This is a genomic window from Nostoc sp. C057, from assembly GCF_013393925.1.
GTDB lineage: Bacteria > Cyanobacteriota > Cyanobacteriia > Cyanobacteriales > Nostocaceae > Nostoc > Nostoc muscorum_A.
In genome coordinates, this window is record NZ_CP040281.1 from 558855 (window position 1) to 579557 (window position 20703).

Here is a 20703-nt window from a genome sequence, read left to right on the forward strand (position 1 = left end):
AAATAATTTTTGCAACACAACCCTAAATATATATAAATAAAGTCACAACAATTTATTTCTAAAAGGGGTAGGCGAAAAAAGCAATTATTAGTACACTAATGTTTAGCTTGACTAACATTCTGCTTATCTAATTAGAATTAATCGCAACCAACCATTTTGTAAAAAATGCGATGTCTAACGACAAGCTAGTACGTGTATGTGCTTCCCCTTTCCCCAAATTGTTAATATGCGCCGTTTAGTTTCTATTCAGACGATAAAGCCTTCGTCCTTGGCTGCTCAAACTATTCCTAGCTTTTATAACGCTATTCAAAGAGGACGATTTTCACTACTTATATTAGGTCTAACTTACTTGTGTGCTGCCTGTAATGCTTCCGAAGCCCAATCAAGTGGAAAAGAAGCAGGAAAAAAGCGAGCCGTGCCAGTGGTGGTTGCCACTGCGACTCAAAAAACGATTCCAATACAGTTATCGGCTACGGGGACAGTTGAAGCATATTCTACGGTATCTGTCAAATCTCAAGTAGGTGGGCAACTTACTGGAGTCTATTTTCAGCAAGGACAGAACGTTAAGAAAGGAGACTTGTTATTTAAAATTGATTCTCGCCCTCTACAAGCCGCGCTGATGCAAGCTAATGCTGCCAAGGCTAAAGATTTGGCTCAGGTGAAACAGGCACAGGCTAATGTGCTAAAAGCGATCGCTCAAGTGAACCAGGCAAAAGCGAATGTCGTCAAGGATAAGTCCCAGGCAACAAATGCAAATGTGCAGGCTCAACGTTATACTAGTTTGCTCAAGCAAGGGGCTATCAGTAAAGAACAGTCCGAACAGTATCAGACTACTGCTGCTGCTCAACAGGCAACGGTGCAAGCAGATCAAGAGGGAGTAGCAAATGCTCAAGCTGCGATCGCAGCAGCCCAAGCAGATGTACAAAATGCTCAGGCAGTGGTAGTGGCAGATGAAGCTGCGATCGATAATGCTAAAGTTCAGCTTTCCTATACTTCCATCTACTCACCAATTGCTGGACGCACGGGTAGTCTGAAGCTAAATCAAGGCAACTTGGTAGAGGCGAATGCCACCGATCCGCTAATTACAATCAGTCAAATTCACCCGATTTACGTCAACTTTTCCATTGCCCAGCGATTGCTGCCAGATATCAAAAAATACAGTGCTAATAACGGCAAGTTAGAAGTCGATGCTTTACCTCCTAAAGATGCAGGGCGGCCAGTCCGAGGCGAACTCACCTTTGTCGATAGTGGAGTCAATACCCAAACAGGCACAATTCAACTGAAGGGTACTTTTGCCAACACTGACGATCGCCTGTTTCCGGGACAGTTTGTTAATGTAGTCCTCAAACTAAGCGAAGAACCAAATGCTATTACTGTTCCTTCCCAGGCGGTACAGAGTGGGCAAAAGGGACAATTTGTGTATGTGGTCAAACCCGACAAAACAGCAGAAATGCGGACAATTACCGTCGGCGACACCGTTGAGAACGAAACGGTAATTAAGCAAGGCTTGAAACCGGGTGAACAAGTAGTTATTGATGGACAATTCAACCTAGTGCCTGGTGCCACAGTCCAAGTGAAACCGGAGGTAGGAAGCAGGGGGGCAGAGGGGCAGGGAGCAGGGGGACAAGGGAGATGAGGGAGAAATGACCAATGACAAATGACCAATGACAAATGACCAATGACAAATGACCAATGACAAATGACCAATGACAAATGACTCATTATTAAGATGAACATTTCCGAGCTATTTATCCGGCGACCAATCATGACGACTCTAGTTATGGTTGGCATTTTGATATTTGGGCTGATCAGTTACCAACAGTTACCCGTTAGCGACTTACCCAATGTAGATTATCCAACGCTCCAGGTAACAGCTAATCTGCCCGGAGCTAGCCCAGAAACGATGGCTGCTTCAGTCGCAACCCCTTTAGAGCAGCAGTTTTCGAGTATTGCGGGATTGAGTTCGATGAACTCTACCAGTTCTTTGGGTACTACACAACTGACGCTGCAATTTGACCTGAATCGGGATATTGACGGTGCAGCCCAAGATGTCCAGTCTGCGATCGCTAAGGGAGCAAAACAGTTACCGACAAATATGCCTAATCCGCCATCTTACCGAAAGGTAAATCCGGCAGATCAGCCAGTCCTTTACATCTCCCTCAATTCGTCTATTCTGCCCCTCTCAACTGTAGACAAATACGCTGAAACATTGCTGGCACAACGTCTGTCAATGGTGGATGGAGTGGCGCAAGTGCAGGTGTTTGGTTCCCAAAAGTACGCGGTACGAATTCAGCTTGACCCGGAAGCGCTGAGTGTCAAAGGTATAGGAATTGATGAAGTAGCAACTGCGATCGCTAATGGAAATGTCAATCTGCCTACGGGGACACTTTACGGTAAGCAGCAAAATTCTACGATTCAAGCAAACGGTCAACTCAACGATGCCGCCAGCTATCGCTCCCTAAGTGTGGCTTATCAGAACGGCGCACCAGTGCAGCTAGGAGAACTAGGTCAAGTTCTGGACAGCGTGGAAAATGACAAGATTGCGAGTTGGTATTTTCCTGTCAAGAAAGAGAGTAAGGGAGCAGGGGAGCAGGGGAGCAGGGGAGCAGGGGAGAAGTCGCAATCTAAAGTCCAAAATTCTGGCGTGCGGGCGATCGTTCTGGCAATTCAGCGCCAACCGGGAACTAATACCGTCCAAGTAGTAGATGCAATCAAGAAACTGTTACCTAGCTTTCGGACACAGATTCCGGCGGCTGTGAACATGGATATTCTCTACGATCGCTCCCAATCAATTCGTGAGTCGGTGGATGATGTACAATTCACGCTATTGCTCACCATCGCGTTGGTAGTGCTAGTAATCTTTCTATTTCTCCGCAATATCTCTGCTACTGTTATTCCCAGTTTGGCAGTACCGCTTTCGATAGTAGCGACTTTTGGAGTCATGGTACTACTGGGTTTCTCACTCGATAACCTATCACTGATGGCGTTGACCCTTTCAGTAGGTTTCGTGGTAGACGATGCCGTAGTCATGCTAGAGAATATTGTCCGCCACATGGAAATGGGCGAAAGCCGGATGGAAGCAGCCCTAAATGGTTCTAGAGAGATTGGTTTCACAATTTTATCTATGACCATCTCTCTGGTAGCAGTATTCATCCCGATTCTTTTCATGGAAGGCATTCTGGGGCGACTGTTTCGGGAGTTTGCTGTTACTATTAGCGTTGCAATCTTGGTATCTGGCGTAATTTCCCTCAGCTTGACACCAATGCTGTGTTCGAGATTCTTGAGTCCACCTCATCATGAGCAGGAGAGTGAGGGGGATGAGGAGCAGGGGAGCAGGGGAGCAGGGGAGCAGGGGAGAGAGGGAGAAATTCTTAACTCCGAGTCCCCAGCACCTAGTCTTCAGTCCCGAATTCAAAATTTTAACCGTCGTCTCTACAACTTTTCGGAAAACGTTTTTAATGTGATATTGGGCGGATATGATTGGAGTTTGAGGAAATCACTCAAGTATCACCGCACAACAATGGTGATTTCGGGAGCGATTCTTGTAGCGACAGTGTATCTATTTATAATTGTGCCTAAAGGGTTTGTTCCCAACGCAGATGTTGGACAAATTACGGCAACTACTCAGGCATCAGAGGATATATCCTTTGATGAGATGGTAAAACATCAACAAGCTGTAGCTGCGATCGCTTATCGCGATCCTAATGTCGATTCCATCAACTCCAGTGTCGGGGCTGGTGGCCCAAATGCTTCCGCCAACGCGGGACGGCTTTTAATTGAACTCAAGCCGCGCCATGAGCGCCGTCTCAGTGCTGATGAAGTTGTCCAGGAACTCCGGCCTAAGTTGTCAGTTGTGCCTGGAATCAAGGTTTTCTTGCAAAATCCTCCAGCCATCAATGTCGGTGGACAACAGACAAAAGCGCAGTATCAATTTACTCTGCAAACTCCCAATATCCAGGAACTTTACCAGTATGCCCCAGCTTTAGAAGAGAAATTGCGATCGCTCTCAGATTTACAAGATGTCAACAGCGATTTGCAAATCAAAAATCCGCAAGTAAAAGTAGACATCAACCGCGACCACGCTTCGGCTCTAGGTTTGACTGCTAATCAAATCGAAACTGCTCTGAGTAATGCTTATGGTACTCGCCAAGTTTCTACCATCTACGCCCCCGATAGCCAATACCAAGTAATTATGGGCGTGGAACCAAAATATCAGCAAAATGCCAACGCCCTAGATTTACTCTCAGTTCGTACCCCTAGTGGACAACTTGTACCTCTCAACGCCGTAGCAACCTTGAGCAAAGATGTAGGCCCCTTAACTATCAACCACAAAGGGCAGCTTGCTTCTGTCACCTTCTCCTTTAACCTGAAGCCAGGAGTGTCACTAGGTAACGTCACTGGGAAAATTGAGGAACTTGCCCGTCAAACACTGCCACCTACTATTAGTACAGGCTTCCAAGGTTCAGCGCAGGCATTTCAATCTTCGATTCAGGGTTTAGGATTGCTACTGCTGGTTGCCATCTTGGTGATTTATATCGTGTTGGGGATTCTCTACGAGAACTTCATTCACCCGCTAACTATCCTTTCTAGCCTACCCTCTGCTGGATTTGGGGCAATACTGACCCTGTTGCTGTTTCAAGTTGACTTGAATATTTACGCCTTCGTCGGCATCATTCTGCTAGTTGGCATTGTGAAGAAAAACGGGATTATGATGGTTGACTTTGCGATCGTTGCCCGTCATAACGGCAAAACCCCTTATGATGCTATCTATGAAGCCTGCTTGGTAAGATTTCGTCCAATTATGATGACGACAATGGCAGCCCTCATGGGAACTTTACCCATCGCCCTCGGTTTGGGAGCCGGAGCAGATACACGTCGTCCCCTTGGTTTGGCAGTAGTTGGGGGGTTGGTGTTCTCGCAGTTTCTCACACTTTATTTAACGCCCGTTTTCTACACCTACATGGAGTCTTGGCAAACCAAGATGAAAAAACGTAGTTGGCGCAAACAGCCAATTTGATACTCACCCGACTGGACTAATAACGCTTGGTTGATTTGTTCTTTTTAATCACTAACTTTTGACTCCCTTCATTTTAGAGGGGAGTTTTTTATGTATCATAGTTTTTTTTGCTAGTTCACTTTGGTTAACTTTCGCATAATTGCGATCGTAAATCCCCAGTCTCCAAACATCTAAGAGTCGTAGTCTGACACTTGAGATTGAAGAAAGTAGAATATTCCGTACAAGAGCTAGGTTAATGAGTATCAAAGGTGGATTCATCTAGTTCAAAGACTCGTTGACGGAGATAAAAGATGGATTCATCCAGTTCAAACACTCGTTGACGGAGATAAAAGGTGGATTCATCCAGTTCAAAGGCTCGTTAACGGAGATAAAAGGTGGATTCATCCAGTTCAAATACTCGTTGACGGAGATAAAAGGTGGATTCATCCAGTTCAAATACTCGTTGACGGAGATAAAAGGTGGATTCATCCAGTTCAAACACTCGTTAACGGAGATAAAAGGTGGATTCATCCAGTTCAAATACTCATTGACGGTCGGGAATTTATTGGCAAACCAAAACAACCTACTATCTTGGTTTGCTGTTTAGAAGAAGGTGAGTATCTAATTAATAAATTTCGAGGTAATGACTGTATCCAATCACCAACTTTCCCAGAGTTGAATTTAACCGCAGAACAAATTTTTCGTGTTGGTATAGTCAGCTAAATTCACAGCATCTATTAAAATTAGATCAAAATTCAGGAGTCAAGAGTCAGAATTGAGAAGTTAGAAGGCAACCCACGCGCAACTATTCACGCCGACCTACTTAAAATTATGTCTGACGCAATTATTCAATCTGACTTATTGGATAACAAAGCTGATAAAGAGCAAAACCTCTGTCAGATTCTCAGTGTACAGGAGTTAAGTGTTCTAAACGATCGCTCCAACTCCAAAGGGCTAATTCAACTGGTTTTGCACCTCACAGTCATGATTTGCAGTGGCTACCTGTGGGGAACAAACTTTGGCAATTGGTCACTGGCTATACCAGCACTGGTAATTTACGGCTTCAGTCTGGCTTCCATGTTTGCACCGATGCACGAATGCGTTCACAGAACGGCTTTCGCCAACAATCGATTAAATGATGCTGTAGCTTGGTTTTCCGGCTTGCTCTCATTTTACAACAGCACATTCTTTCGTCGTTATCATAAATGGCATCATCGCTACACTCGCGTTCCTGACAAAGATCCCGAACTAACCGATCTCAAACCGAGTAATCTGGGTAAATACTTGTTGATAATTAGCGGTTTACCGTGGTGGCGGGGTAAAGTAAGCGGGCATTTTCAGGTGGCGATTGGTCAATTTGACGATTTTCCATTTGTGCCAGAAGCCGCACGAGCCGAAGTTATTCGCTCTACTCGATGGCAATTAGGTATTTATGTAAGTGCGATCGCCATTTCAATTGTATTTGGTCAGCCTTGGTTTTTCCTGTATTGGCTGCTACCCCTGCTTATCGGTCAGCCGATTCTCCGTTTCATTCTGCTAGCAGAACATACAGGTTGCACTCTTGACGCTAATCTGCTCACAAATACGCGCACAACCTTAACCCTTTGGCCTGTGCGATTTTTCATGTGGAATATGCCATTTCATGCAGAGCATCATTTGTACGCATCAATCCCCTTTCACGCTCTGCCAAAAGCACATCAGCAATTGAGCCGACACTTTACCCACATTGAACCTGGCTATGTGAAAGTCAATTGGGATATCATAACTAATTTCTAATTGGGCATTGGGCATTGGTTATTTCTCCCTCTACCTCCCCTGCCTCCCCTGCTCCCCCTGCCCCAACTCCCCATTCTCCTGTTCCCCATTCCCTTTGATTTTAATTTGCTCTAGACTCGACCTTAACGCACCTTTGTCAGATCATGAAGAATGATTAATAAAAACGAGTATAGACAAATATGATAAAAATGCTAGCTGAAAACTTGATGGGAATTGAGGCAAGATTACAAATTAATTGGGTTTGGTTAAATGCAGGCTTACAGTTTGCTAGCTGGGCACTTTTTTCACTCTTACTCGCTGAGGTCTTGAGAGACACTTATCATGCTTTGTGTCACCAAGTCAATTGGCTTGCTAAATGGCACAACAAGCACCATAGCGCCTATCGCCGAGATTTATCGATAGTTTCCATGAAAATTTACCAAGAATCGCAACTCTATCACGACATTTTAGAATCGAGTCTACTGCTGGTGGTATTAGTCGCCGTTGCCTTAATTGTCCAACAATTGGGTTTATGGCTGGGAGTAGCTTATGGTTCCACCTTCTTGTATGGCGCGTCTGTGCGATATTTCCAGGGAAAAATTGATACAGATTTTAACCACCTACCCGGCCCTTTAGAGACAATTCCATCCATTTGGTGGGTGAATCGGTCTTACCATTGGCGGCATCATTTTGATGATGTCAACGCTTACTACAGTGGTGTCTTTCCTTTAGTTGATAAAATTCTTGGTACAGGACTGTCTCTCAAGGGGAAAACCATCGCTTTAACCGGAGCATCAGGAGCGTTAGGGCAAGCTTTGGCGGCTGAACTGGTAAAGAATAATGCTAAAGTCGTGGCATTAACCACTAATCCAGAAAAATTAGTAGAGCAAGTTGGGGTGAAAGTGGTTCCTTGGCAATTAGGTAATGAAGCCGAACTGAGAAATAGTTTAGAGAAAGTAGATATTTTAATTATCAACCACGGAATCAATGTCTACGCCAGCCGCACATCGGAGGCTATTAACTCTTCTTATGAGGTGAATACCTTTTCAGCATTGCGGTTGATGGATATATTTGTGACAACTGTAACCGGGCCACAAGCAAAAGCAACCAAGGAAATCTGGGTAAACACTTCTGAGGCTGAGGTTTCTCCAGCGCTGAGTCCGCTTTATGAACTCAGCAAGCGATCGCTAGGTGATATTGTTACTCTCAAGCGTTTAGATGGGGATTGTGTAATTCGCAAGTTAATTCTTGGCCCGTTTAAGAGTCAACTGAATCCCTATGGAGTGATGTCTGCACAGCAAGTTGCTCGTGCTATCTTATTTTTCGCACGGCGAGACTTCCGAAATATTATTGTGGCAATAAATCCTCTTACCTATCTGCTGTTTCCCTTAAAAGAAACTAGTACATCGCTATACTATCGACTTTTTACCCGAATAGCGAAAAGTGAACAAGACTTAAGCAAACAATAGTCGAAACCCTTGTTTTCAGGTAGGGGTAATTCATGAATTGCCCCTGAGTGCGTGTAGTTTTGCGATCACTCCGAGTGAGTGCTATAAATTAAATAAGTTTAGAGCAACTTAATGCATCAAATACTACTTGGTGTATCACTTTTAGTATCTTAAAATCAAATCACTATAAATTTTATGGGTCACTACCACTATGGATTTCTCTACAATTAAAAGACCTGGCAAAAATCCTAAACCAATACACCCAATAGAAATTTTTGAGAAATTACCTAACCTGCCAGGAAGTCCTAATGATTTATGGCGTGGGCAGACTGAAGCTTTAAACCAGTGGCATGAAAAACGTAATCAATCAGATGTATTAATAGCTTTAAATACAGGTGCTGGTAAAACTTTAGCTGGATTATTAATTGCCCAAAGTCTAGTTAATGAAGGTATAGATAATATTATCTATCTTTGTGCAACTATAGACCTTGTTTATCAGACAAAATTGGAGGCTGAAGAAATTGGTATAAAATGTACCACAAGGGTAAAGGGTGATTTTGATACTGATTTATTTGAGACTGGGAAAGCGTTTTGTATAACAACTTATTCAAGTATGTTTAATGGATTGAGTATTATACAACGCGACTACTTCCCTGGGGCTATCATTTTTGATGATGCACATGTAGCTGAAAAAATTATAAGGGAATCTTTCACCCTAAAAATAGATGCACGGGAACACTCAGATATTTATAGTGCAATTACAGATTTATTTGAAACCAGTTTTAAAGAAATAGGAAAATATGGAAGTTTAAAAGAAATTACAAGCGGAGCATCGAATTTTATTCTCATGGCAACGCCCAGCAGCGTTATAGATAATGCTGAAGGTTTGTTTAATATATTAGTCAACCATAAAGCAAATACTAATAAGGGATTGAAATTTGCTTTTAATCATCTTAAAGATAATCTTATTCACTGTGCTATACATTTTAGCTCTCAATCAGTAGAGATTGCACCACCATTTTTACCAATTTTTGCAATACCTGTTTTTGAAAGGCCAGAAATTAGGCGAATTTATTTATCAGCTACACTTAACTATAAGTCTGATATTGCTAGAACATTTGGAAGAATTCCTGAATGTGTTGAGCCTAAAAATGATGCAGGAAACGGAGAAAGATTAATATTATTTGCTAGTGAAATTCCTGAAAAAAGAATTGATGATGAGTTAGTTGGATGTCTGGTTAAAAAATATAAAATATTATTAGCAGTTCCATCCTATAAACAAGCAGAATCTTGGAATAAGGTTGGAAAACCACCTGATAAGGAAAATTTTAGTAATAAGCTCCAAGAATTTCGCCAAGCTTCTTCAGGTATTTTTATCCTTGTTTCCAGAGTTGATGGTATTGATTTACCTCATGATACATGTCGTGTAATGATTATAGATGAACTTCCCACAGGAAGCTCACTCTTAGAGCAATATCTATCAGATACTCTGAATATGAAAAATATTCATGCTGCTAGAATTGGCAATAGAATTACTCAATTATTTGGTCGCATTAATCGTGGACGTAATGATTACGGCTTATTCATCATAAATGGTCGTGATTTAAATAACTGGTTGAAAAAAGATCGGAATCTTGCACTACTTCCCGATCTTCTTAGTAAGCAAATTCGGCTTGGACTCTTTCTACATGAAGAAAAGCGTTTTAATTCAGCTTCTGAATTTATACAAGTAGCTGACACTGTTCTCCGTCGAGATAAAGGATGGATTGAGTTTTATGGAGAAGGTGTTGAAAACATGGAAATTGACGAAAAAGCAGTTCAAAAGACCACGGAGATTGAAGTGAGAATGACACAAGCTGCCTTGGCTGAAGTTAAGTTTATGAGCGCAATGTGGGCTAGAGACTATGTTAATGCACGGGTAGCAATCGAGCAAGTTATTGAGGAAACACAACGTGCAGATACAAAATTAGCAGGCTGGCACAATGTATGGATAGGTATGTGTTTAGAATTTGAAGAAGACTATGAATCTGCACAAATTGAATATTTACGCGCCCGTGATAGATTAGGAAGTCAAGTTATATTACCAAATAGGCTTAACAAAAATAATACATCAACCACAACATGGCAGCCACAAACAAAATTTGAAGAGCGTATTGCCTCAATAATAAAAGTAACTTCTGATGAGGCTTATCAGAAAAGGCTAAAACAAATAAACTCCTTGACATCGAATTTGAGCATTTTAGATAAGTCAGTATTCAAGCAAGAAGAAGCAGTCAGATATTTAGGAGAGCTATTAGGTTTTATTTCTACGAGACCTGATAATGATGAAGGTACAGGACCAGATGTATTATGGGAAGATGAGGTTACTCAACAATGTATTGGTTTTGAATTAAAGACTGATAAAAAAAATCCTGCTAACTATTTTAAGAAAGATATTTCTCAAGGTCACGATCATCTTGAATGGATTAGCCAAAACTCTATCAGGAAATGTTTGGGTTTGATATATATTGGAAATGATGGTAAATGCGAGAATAATGCTAATCCATCTCCTGAGATGTATCTTTGTAGTTTATCAATACTTGTTGATATTCGGAATCAGCTAGTTGAAGATATTAAGCAAATTAGGAAAATTGCTCCAGCCGAGCGCAGGGCGAACGCACGGGATTTCTGAAACCCTTGCTGGGCAAGGATCTTGATGAAAAAATAGGCTAAATTAAAAAACGCCAAAACCCTTGCTATTAAAGGATTATTATACTTTAGATGCGTTTGCCCTGCAGCCGAGCGTTATTCTAAGCTACATACTGTTTGCAATACTCATAAATGGGGAATTAAAGCTATATTTTCTAAACTTGGATGTCAAACAATGTTATCTCTCAAACATGAGGTTAATTAAGTCATCTAAAATCACTATATATTCCGTATGTTCCGCAAACAAAAAAAGGGATAAGCAAAATGCCTATCCCCTCAAAAAATCAACTAATCAATGTATCAAGTTCCACTTGTCCAAGAATTGATGTACTCAATTTGATCTGCTGTTAGGCTGTCAATTGTGATACCAATAGCTTGCAACTTCAAACGAGCAATTTCTTGATCGACTTCAACAGGAATTGAGTGCAAACCAGGGGCTAACTTCCCTTTATTCTTCACCAGGAATTCACAAGCCAAAGCTTGGTTTGCAAAACTCATATCCATTACTGCGCTGGGGTGTCCTTCAGCCGCAGCGAGGTTAATCAAGCGTCCTTGTCCGAGAACGACAACTGATTTACCATTTTTCAACTTGTATTCTTCGGTGAAAGGACGAACTTCTTTGATTTCCTTAGCTTGTGCAGCCAAGTATTTCAAATCAAGTTCTAAGTCAAAGTGACCTGAGTTACAAACGATCGCACCGTCTTTCATCACATCGAAGTGTTCACCGCGAACGACGTGCTTGTTACCTGTCACAGTGATAAAAATATCACCTTGGGGTGCAGCTTCAGCCATTGGGAGGACGCGGAAGCCATCCATTACGGCTTCAATTGCCTTGATGGGGTCGATTTCGGTGACGATGACGTTAGCACCCATCCCACGGGCGCGGAGGGCTGTACCTTTACCACACCAGCCATAACCGACGACGACAATGTTTTTACCAGCCAACAAAATATTTGTGGCGCGGATAATGCCATCTAGGGTTGATTGCCCAGTACCATAGCGATTATCAAAGAAGTGCTTGGTGTCAGCATCGTTGACGTTGACTGCGGGGAAGGTGAGTACGCCTTCTCTAAACATGGCGCGTAACCGCACGATACCTGTGGTGGTTTCTTCGGTGCTACCAATCAAATCAGCGATTTGGTGTTGGCGTTGTTGTACCAAAGTTGCAACCACATCGCTACCGTCATCAACAATAATGTTGGGGCGATGATCTAAAGCTATTTGGACGTGGCGGTTATAAGTTTCGTTATCTTCGCCTTTTTGAGCAAAGACGGGAATTTCATGATCGAGGACGAGGCTAGCGGCTACGTCATCTTGGGTTGATAAAGGGTTACTAGCAATTAAAAGCGCGTCTGCACCACCGGCTTTCAGAGCGATCGCCAAATGTGCTGTTTCTGTTGTAATGTGGGCGCAAGCTACAAGGCGTAAACCAGCGAAAGGCTTTTCGATCGCAAAGCGATCGCGAATTTGCTTCAAAACTGGCATTTCGCGTCCAGCCCATTCAATGCGCTGTCTTCCCAAGGCAGCTAGGCCGAGGTCTTTAACCTCGTGCTTTAATCGGGGAGAAGTTGCGGTCATCAAAAGTTACCTCAAAAAATTAAAAAAGTTACGTAAATTTTACGCACTCTACTAGGTTATTGTACAACTTGCGATTTTTGCTTGAAAGAAAGCAAATCACTAGTCAATAGTCCTGAAAACTAGCTTGACGTTTGATTACCCTAATGTCAACTTCATCGCCAGGTTCTTTCTTTTTGTTTTATCTTTGGTAAGAGTAAGACTCTTCTCAGCTTTGCTTGCTGATTCTAAGTACATTGTCATCTATCTAAAGATAGAGGGCAAATAAAACAACATCGAACTTTCATCATCTAAAGAGAAAACCTCAACTTTAGATGGGTACATTTACTCAAAGTAATTGCGGAGGATGGTTATAGAAGTAGTCAATAGTCAATTGTTTTCAAGGAGGTGTTTGAGTGCGTTTTCAATTTTTGGCGTTGGCTTTGCCCGCCGTAGGCATCGCCAGTTCAATGGCCATAGCCGTTGTACCTATAGCAAAAGCCACAGCCCAGATTCCATTTTTACCTCAATTACAAGCTCCCAGCAGTGTCAGTAGTGATTCAAACGATCGGCTTGTCACAGGCTGGATTTATTTAGATGGTCGGCGGTTATTTCAGATCGCAGCATCAAAAGCCAACTTTCCTGAGCGTTCAGAAGATATCCAAAAGAAGTTGGAGACAATTAGCCAAAATTACATTCAATCACCAGCAAAAACAGCAGTCAAGGTACAAGTTCGCAAGGTAAACGACTTACCAGTAATTTATGTCAACGATCAATACCTGATGACGATCACTTCTGAGGATGCTGGACTACGACAGGTAGATATGTTGACATCGGCAAATCAAGTCGCCGAATCGTTACAACAAGACTTGCAACAAGCAAAGCAAGAAAGACAAACTCAATTTTTAATCAACCAAGGTAAAATTGCTGCTGGCACAGGACTGGCAATGATTATCATGAGTTGGGGGATATATAGTTGGCAGCGCCGTTCCAAAAAAAATTCAGTACAATCCATTGCCTCCCAACCTCTTAGATGGCCCCTAAACTCCCCAATTTCACCAGCAGCAGCCCAACCAATTACAACACAACTAAATCAACAGCAACATCGGCATATTCAAGAAGTCAAAAGACGATTGTTTCAGCTAACTCAAGCTGGAATTTGGGGTAGTGGAAGTTTCTTTATCTTGGGTCTATTTCCCTACACACGACCATTTCAGTTAGGGATTCTCACAGCGGCCCAATTTCCTTTGCGATTAGGTGTCGTGTTCTTGGGAACTTATGTAGCAATCCGTCTCATCTACGCCCTTATTGACCGCTTCACCACCACTCTAATTAGCAGTGGTGCTTTATTGACTCCAGAAAGTTCTGAACGGCTGCAACTGCGAGTTTCCACATTTTCTGGCGTGACTAAAAGCATCGCTACTGGTATCTGCGTAGGAGTAGGCTTTTTGCTAGCGCTGGTGTCATTGGGGATAGATATCGTTCCCTTGCTAGCGGGTGCGAGTTTGGTTGGTGTTGCATTGTCTCTGGCTTCGCAAAACCTAATTAAAGATGCGATTAATGGTTTCCTGATTATTCTAGAAGACCAGTATGCTTTAGGCGATGTAATTAATGTGGGAGACGTAGGAGGCTTAGTAGAAAATCTGAATCTGCGGATGACCCAACTGCGGGATTCGGAAGGGCGCTTGATCACCATTCCCAATAGTGAAATTAAAATTGTTGCCAATCTTTCCAGTCGTTGGTCACGAGCCGATTTAACGGTTCCCATTGCCTACCAAGCCGATACAGAACACGCTTTGAAGTTGATTGAAACAGTTGCTTTCGAGATGAATCAAGAAATGCAATGGCAGCGTCAAATTTTGGAACCGCCCCAAGTTTTGGGAATAGATCAATTTGGCGATCGCGGTTTGATTATTCGTGTATGGTTTAAAACACAGCCCCTGAAGCAATGGGATGTAGCACGGGAGTTCCGCCGTCGCCTGAAAGTCGCCCTAGACAAAGCCGGAATTTCTATTTCTGTACCTCAACAAGCGATTTGGGTCAATGACGATCAATTGTTAAATTTTCAAGGTAATGGCAAATCTCATTAGAAATTTGGATACATTACCGACCGCATTTTTCAGTTGATTAGACCAAATTCTGTCCTATTGCCCCTTACAAAGGGGCTATGGTGTACCCACAAGTCCGGGACTTACGCAAACAATCGCTGAAAAGAAAGATTTTCTTCTTACGTCATCCAACGGAGTACCCGCAGGTTATTGCCTCTGAGTGGAATGGCACTAAGTTAATGGCAAAGCCCTGATATAACTTGCTTTTTGAGTGTGGGGAGTGGGGGAAGTGTGGGGAGAAAGAGGAGAAATTGAATAACTGCATATCAACAAATGCTGCATTGCCTCCACATCCTCCCACACCTCCCACACCATGCCCTGACGAGGTTTCAGCTTTTCTTAGTGCCATTCGCCTCTGAGTGCTTGTAGTTTGACGTAAGTCCCAAAGTTGAAAAAAGCTTGATTTCCCCTTGAGTCAGCAGTCCAGACCTATGTATTCCCATACGGAGTATGGGAAGGAGAAAATATTTAACATGAAACCTTAATAAATCCTTATATTAATAAAAAGCCACTCTGTCCGTAACCAGAATTAAACTGTTCCTGGATTTATGTTTGTCAACACCTTCATCAAACGTCCAGTCTTAACTACGGTCTGTACGTTTATCATCTTGCTGCTGGGAAGCATCTGTATTCCCATCCTGCCAATTTCTCAGCTACCGGATCTCGCCCCGGTGCAAATCACCGTTAGCTCTAACAATATTGGTGCGGATGCTCAAACAACAGAAAGCAGTGTCACCAACATTATCGAGCGACAAATTAATGGTGTTAAAGATGTATCTTATATATCTTCTAACACGGGTAATGATGGTTCTAGCAATATAACTGTCTCCTTCCCAACTAATGTTAATAGCGATATTGCTCAAGTAAACGTTCAAAATAAAGAAGCACTTGCTTCACCTCAATTGCCAGATACTGTTCAAAGAACAGGTGTCACCGTTGAAACTGCATCAAGCAGTCTCCTTCTGGTTTATGGGTTTTACTCAGAAAATAATGAGTATGACAACATTTTTATCAGTAATTATGTCGATCTTTATATTCTCGATCAAATCAAACGACTTCCTGGTGTAGGAAGTGCCAGGGTTTTTGGAGAACGCAAATATGCCATGCGTCTTTGGCTCGATCCCAACAAGCTGGCCCAACATCAACTAACTCCTCAAGATGTGACAACTGCCCTGCAACAACAAAATATTCAAGTGGGTGCAGGGGCGATTGGTAAGGAACCAGCACCAGATAATCAAAGCTTTGAATTTGCTTTACGGGCAACCAGTCGATTTAAAGATGCGGCTGAATTTGAGGATATGGTGCTGAAGGTGAGTCAAGGTGGCACTAATAGTACTAGCAATAGCACTACCAATGGCACTACGAATAGCACCCTAGTTAAAGTCAGAGATGTCGGTCGAGTTGAACTGGGAGCAGAAAACTATCTTGCTGATGCCAAATTTACCATCCCAGGAAATGCTCCCAAGGCAGCCGTGGGTTTGGGGATATATCAACTTCCGGGTAGTAATGCCCTAGATGTTGCTCATGCTGTTGAAGAGCGGATCGTAGCGCTGGAGAAGAGTTTTCCACCTGGACTAAAAGCACAGTTGGCATTTGATACCACGCCATTTGTAGAAATTTCTTTAGAAGAAGTTCTGCATACTTTGGTTGAGGCGATTATCCTGGTGGTTTTGGTAATTTTCGTCTTTTTGCAAGATTGGCGTACCACGATCATTCCTACTGTTGCGATCCCCGTTTCCCTGATTGGAACATGTGCGGCTCTCTTGGTTTTAGGATTTCAGATTAATACACTGACCTTATTTGGTTTCGTTTTAGCGATCGGGATCGTTGTTGATGATGCCATTATTGTAGTGGAGGCAGTTGCAGTCAAACTGGAGCAGGGCATGAGGCCCTTTGAGGCGGCTGTCGAAGCGATGAAGGAGTTGACTGGGGCAATCATTGCCACTTCACTTGTACTCATGGCGGTATTCATTCCCGTTGCATTCATTCCAGGCACTACAGGGATTGTCTACAAACAATTTGCGTTAACCGTTGCTTGCTCCATTGCCATTTCCACCTTCAATGCTTTAACATTCTCTCCAAGTATGGCAGCCATCCTTATGCGCCCTGCTCAGACTGCACGGGGCCCTTTGGGTTGGTTCTTTACGCAATTTAATCGGGGATTTTCTTGGTTCACACGGCGATATGTCGGGTTTGTTAGCTACCTTACCCATGTCAAACCGATTGTAATTGGGGTTTTCATCACTGGTTTAGTAGCAACGGTTTTAATGTACAGAGCAGTTCCTACCGGGTTTATTCCAGAGGAAGATCAGGGTTACTTCTTTGTAATTGTCCAAGGGCCAGATGGGGTTTCTTTGAAGTACACCGAATCTGTTATGGATCGGGTTGTCAAAGAAGTAACATCGGCTCCCGAAGTTAGAGCTAGTTTTATGATCAGTGGCTTTGGTTTCGATGGTAATGCTTCTAATTTAGGTATTGCCTTTGCTAATCTGAAACCCTGGAAAGAAAGAGCTAAAGAATCTGAGTCTGTCTATGGCATACTTCAGAGGCTAAACAAAAAGCTCTCGACAATTACAGAAGCTAGAGCGATCGCAGTGAATGCTCCTCCAGTTAGAGGGTTAAGTAGTACAGGTGGTTTTGAGTTTATCATTCAAGACCGAACTGGAAGTGCGCCGATTGAAACCCTAGTTGAGACTGCTAAAAAATTTATTGCAGCCGCAAATAAAAAGCCTGTTTTACAACGAGTTTTCACTCAGTTCACCGCAGACACTCCCCAATTTGACATTCAGGTAAACCGCAACCAAGCCAAAGCTCTCAATGTGGAGATTAACGACATCTTTGGAGCGTTGCAAACTTACTTGGGGTCGCAATATGTAAATAACTTTGTCCAAGGACAGCGACAGTATCGAGTATACGTCCAAGCAGATGGGGTTTTTCGCTCTAATCCAGATGATATTGGCAAACTCTATGTTCGCTCTGCAAACGGGGCGATGATTCCGTTGAGCAGTTTGGTGAAAGTTACTCCCTTTGTGGGGCCAAAAACCGTCTCCCATTACAACTTGTACCGATCAATCAAAGTCCAGGGCGCTCCTGCTCCCGGTTCTAGTTCTGGAGAGGCGATTAAAGCGATGGAGCAAGTAGCAGCAGAGGTCTTACCTCAAGGATTTGGTTATGAGTGGACAGGGACTTATCTCCAGGAGAAGACATCAGGGGGAGCTACGGGCTTAATTTTTGCTTTAGCGATCGTTATTGTCTTTTTGGTGTTGGCGGCTCAGTATGAAAGCTATGTTGACCCAATCATTATTTTGCTGACAGTTCCCCTAGCAGTTTTGGGAGCGATGACGGCGATTTGGCTACGTTCCAATATTTTCATGGCAGGTAGTCTCTTCCCCAAAGTAGTGGATGATATCTATTGCCAAGTGGGTCTAGTAACTTTGATTGGTCTAGCTGCAAAAAACGCGATTTTAGTCGTGGAATTTGCCAATCAGCTGCATGAGCAAGGTATGAGCTACACACGCGCGGCGGTGAAAGCGGGACAAGAACGTCTGCGACCAATCTTAATGACTTCTTTTGCAGCGCTGTTAGGATTTTTGCCCTTGGTGATCTCTCAAGGGGCTGGAGCCAGTAGCCGTTGGTCTTTAGGAACAGCGCTCTTTGGAGGGTTGATGCTTTCCACGTTCTTGAGTTTGTTCTTGGTGCCAATTTTGTATATCTTAGTCAAGACCCTAGCTCAGTCCATATTTTCTCGGAAGCGATCGGGTGGCTCAAAACCTCCAGATTATCCTAATGAAGCTTCGGGATCTGAACATAAGGCTTTACCTGCTGGCTCAACTCAGCCAGAAACACAACTTAGGTCTCAGCAGGACGGGATAACCTGATTTTTACCATCCTGTATCTTTTCTGCCAACTCTACCGTGTAAACACAAGGCTTGCTCTAATTCCCTCCTTTTTAAGGAGGGTTAGAGAGAATCAAGCCTTAACTCAAGCGTATTGCACTATGGACAAAGCCTTCAGTAGTGAGAAAGTGATGTTCATAACATCCTCTAACTCTGATACCATTTTCTGTAATTTCCTGCTTGCTAAAAAAGTTAGTCGAATAGAAATTAAGTACTGAGATAAGGAAAAGTGAAATGGGACTTAGCGAAGGACTTTTGAACCCGACCAAAAAAGCGATGGTCGTAGATGAATGTTGCAACATGATAGAAGTACAGCTTGCATCCAAGTCAGGTATGAGCGGCATAGCTTTGAAAACTGCCTTTGCTGCTCTCAAAGGTGTCAAGCCAGGGTATATCCCCTACGTAGTTGAGCAGATCCTGCCACAGTGCCTCACCGCACTTGATCCCATGTGGAGCGAAGGTGTACAGAAAGGCGATCCAATTGGACACTTGAGTGCAAACCGCTCTCATACGGCAGATGCGCTACTGGGTGTCACTGATGCTAGAGTCAAGAATGCCAAGCGCCAAATCGTGCGAGGAACCTATGAAAAACTTCGCGGTTCAGCCAAAAAGCACGTAGAAGAAGCTATTCCAGACTTAGCCAAAGTAATCGATAATTACACTAAGGTTTGAGGCATAAGGTAGATCGCGCAGCGTGTCGCAGACAAGGCAGGAGCAGGATTACTAATAGGATTCGACCCCTCCTAAATTGAAGCCACTGAACTCTCGTAAGAAAGCAGAAAGCTGACACAACATTGGGGGTCTGAAACCCAAGACTCTAGCAATTGATAAACGTATGCCGCCGTTCGATGCGTCGATAACTGGCATACGGAGCAGATATTAGACATCTTCGAAAATAAATGTAGAGACTTAGCAGTGCTACGTCTCTACAAGGGTTCTGGATAAAACATATTTGATTTCTGGAGATGTTTATGTACTTCTAGCACAAAAGTGGCTGGCTAAGGTCTTAAAAATAACATATCTGCTAAACTTCCTGATATTTTCCGAGTTAGCTTGAAACAGCAAATAATCAGAAACTATCTGAATTATTGTTTTAATAGGCTTGCAATTATGAAAAAACTTACCGTTTTTCGATACCGCACTTATGGACTAATTGGTTTAATATCCTTAACCGCCGTATTAAGTACAACTACATCTGCCCTAACACAGTTAGCAAGCGATTCCCCAATTGGGCAAACTCCTATCCCTGCTTCTAACTTAATCTGGCCAACTCAAGGGTTTATTTCTCAAGGCTTTCGCAAATATCAACATGAAGGAATTGATATTGCAGGGGCATCTGGAACCCCAGTTGTTGCTGCTGCATCGGGTACTGTTGTCAAAGCAGGTTGGGATAATTGGGGGTTAGGCAATGCCATAACTATTAAGCATCTTGACGGTAGCACTACTGTTTATGGTCATAATCGCCGTTTGCTGGTGAGCAAGGATCAACAGGTCATTCAAGGTCAAATTATTGCTGAGATGGGATCTACAGGCAATAGTACAGCACCTCATCTCCATTTTGAAGTGCATCCAAATGGTCGAATAGCAGTTGATCCCCTTCGTCTATTGACATCTTTAACTGCAAGTGTTTCCCCTGCTTCTAAAATTCAGCAAGTGGATAACCCGAACCGCCCAGTCTCGACACCCCCCGTAGCAAAGCAAGTTTCACCTTCATTGCCTCCAATGGGTTTTGCACCTATAAGCAGTGATACTAATTGCAATGGAGTTACCATTATTGATGGTGAAACTGCAAATATTCGTGTCAAGGTCTGTGAAGAAAATGGGCAGTTATTTTATATTGGGCGGTTGAAGCAAGACCCAAGCAAGCCTATAAAAATACCAGCTTTGAATATTGGTAAAGGCAGATATCGAGCAGATAATGGTAGTTTTTATTATTTAGTCAGCCCTGAAAGAGTGGAAGTTTGGCGAAATGGCACTCAAATGCGTTCTGACAAATTTTATACTTTAACAAAATCACCATAAAGTTAGTATTTAATGTTTGACTATGGCTTGAGTTGATTAATTTGCTCAGTGATTCCATAGTTATCTATATATTCTTAGGACTTACGCACGAGTTACGGAATAACGAACCACAGAGGCACAGAGGGCACGGAGAAATCAGAGTTTGAGAGATAATTTGCGTAAGTCCTAATTCTGTAGAAATTATCAATTGTGATGCGAGGCTTGATTTTTGTTTAAGTCCTCTTAAAAGAGATAAC

Annotated in this window: 11 protein-coding genes and 1 pseudogene; 10 read left to right on the forward strand and 2 right to left on the reverse strand. The window is 42.8% G+C overall.

Going from position 1 to position 20703, the window contains the following annotated elements; translation table 11 throughout:
• The first annotated feature begins 226 nt into the window (after positions 1-226).
• A complete protein-coding gene (locus FD724_RS02305; protein WP_256874430.1) occupies positions 227-1636 on the forward strand; it encodes an efflux RND transporter periplasmic adaptor subunit in 1410 nt (469 codons plus the stop codon).
• Between the two features lie 93 nt (positions 1637-1729).
• Entirely contained in the window at positions 1730-5017 is a 3288-nt protein-coding gene (locus FD724_RS02310; RefSeq protein ID WP_179071447.1) for an efflux RND transporter permease subunit, read from the forward strand.
• 258 nt (positions 5018-5275) lie between these two features.
• On the opposite strand, the gene FD724_RS02315 is transcribed toward FD724_RS02310, so the two are convergent.
• Complete coding sequence (locus tag FD724_RS02315) at positions 5276-5527, reverse strand: hypothetical protein (protein ID WP_179071448.1); 252 nt, start codon at positions 5525-5527, stop codon at positions 5276-5278.
• Positions 5528-5542: 15 nt separating this feature from the next.
• On the opposite strand from FD724_RS02315, the pseudogene FD724_RS40550 reads away from it, so the two are divergent.
• The 4 genes and pseudogenes from FD724_RS40550 to FD724_RS02330 all read left to right on the forward strand — a co-directional run.
• Positions 5543-5719, forward strand: a pseudogene (locus tag FD724_RS40550) (Uma2 family endonuclease); the annotation flags it as partial.
• Between the two features lie 108 nt (positions 5720-5827).
• On the forward strand, positions 5828-6772 hold the full coding sequence (locus FD724_RS02320; RefSeq protein WP_179071449.1) for a fatty acid desaturase family protein: 945 nt from the start codon (positions 5828-5830) through the stop codon (positions 6770-6772).
• Between the two features lie 179 nt (positions 6773-6951).
• Positions 6952-8220: a bifunctional sterol desaturase/short chain dehydrogenase gene (locus tag FD724_RS02325; protein ID WP_179071450.1), complete on the forward strand. Its 1269-nt coding sequence runs from the start codon at positions 6952-6954 to the stop codon at positions 8218-8220.
• A gap of 190 nt (positions 8221-8410) precedes the next feature.
• Positions 8411-10870: a DEAD/DEAH box helicase family protein gene (locus tag FD724_RS02330; protein WP_179071451.1), complete on the forward strand. Its 2460-nt coding sequence runs from the start codon at positions 8411-8413 to the stop codon at positions 10868-10870.
• Positions 10871-11187: 317 nt separating this feature from the next.
• Here FD724_RS02330 and ahcY read toward each other — a convergent pair whose 3' ends face one another.
• Positions 11188-12465 (reverse strand): adenosylhomocysteinase, encoded by a 1278-nt coding sequence (ahcY, locus tag FD724_RS02335; protein ID WP_179071452.1) that lies wholly within the window; start codon positions 12463-12465, stop codon positions 11188-11190.
• 392 nt (positions 12466-12857) lie between these two features.
• Between ahcY and FD724_RS02340 the strand changes: the two genes are divergently transcribed.
• From FD724_RS02340 to FD724_RS02355, 4 genes are all read left to right on the forward strand, one after another.
• On the forward strand, positions 12858-14531 hold the full coding sequence (locus FD724_RS02340) for a mechanosensitive ion channel family protein (RefSeq protein ID WP_372726501.1): 1674 nt from the start codon (positions 12858-12860) through the stop codon (positions 14529-14531).
• A gap of 566 nt (positions 14532-15097) precedes the next feature.
• The gene (locus FD724_RS02345) at positions 15098-18427 is read left to right on the forward strand and encodes an efflux RND transporter permease subunit (RefSeq protein WP_179071453.1); all 3330 of its coding nucleotides are present in this window, start codon (positions 15098-15100) and stop codon (positions 18425-18427) included.
• A gap of 252 nt (positions 18428-18679) precedes the next feature.
• Positions 18680-19117, forward strand: coding sequence for a hypothetical protein (locus FD724_RS02350; protein WP_179071454.1), 438 nt, complete (start codon positions 18680-18682; stop codon positions 19115-19117).
• A gap of 438 nt (positions 19118-19555) precedes the next feature.
• Entirely contained in the window at positions 19556-20467 is a 912-nt protein-coding gene (locus FD724_RS02355) for a M23 family metallopeptidase (RefSeq protein ID WP_179071455.1), read from the forward strand.
• Positions 20468-20703 lie beyond the last annotated feature (236 nt).

Coding starts and splice junctions, on each gene's coding strand:
- FD724_RS02305 (WP_256874430.1), top strand. CDS start 227: ATGCGCCGTTTAGTTTCTATTCAGACGATAAAGCCTTCGTCCTTGGCT.
- FD724_RS02310 (WP_179071447.1), top strand. CDS start 1,730: ATGAACATTTCCGAGCTATTTATCCGGCGACCAATCATGACGACTCTA.
- FD724_RS02315 (WP_179071448.1), bottom strand. CDS start 5,527: ATGAATCCACCTTTTATCTCCGTTAACGAGTGTTTGAACTGGATGAAT.
- FD724_RS02320 (WP_179071449.1), top strand. CDS start 5,828: ATGTCTGACGCAATTATTCAATCTGACTTATTGGATAACAAAGCTGAT.
- FD724_RS02325 (WP_179071450.1), top strand. CDS start 6,952: ATGATAAAAATGCTAGCTGAAAACTTGATGGGAATTGAGGCAAGATTA.
- FD724_RS02330 (WP_179071451.1), top strand. CDS start 8,411: ATGGATTTCTCTACAATTAAAAGACCTGGCAAAAATCCTAAACCAATA.
- ahcY (WP_179071452.1), bottom strand. CDS start 12,465: ATGACCGCAACTTCTCCCCGATTAAAGCACGAGGTTAAAGACCTCGGC.
- FD724_RS02345 (WP_179071453.1), top strand. CDS start 15,098: ATGTTTGTCAACACCTTCATCAAACGTCCAGTCTTAACTACGGTCTGT.
- FD724_RS02350 (WP_179071454.1), top strand. CDS start 18,680: ATGGGACTTAGCGAAGGACTTTTGAACCCGACCAAAAAAGCGATGGTC.
- FD724_RS02355 (WP_179071455.1), top strand. CDS start 19,556: ATGAAAAAACTTACCGTTTTTCGATACCGCACTTATGGACTAATTGGT.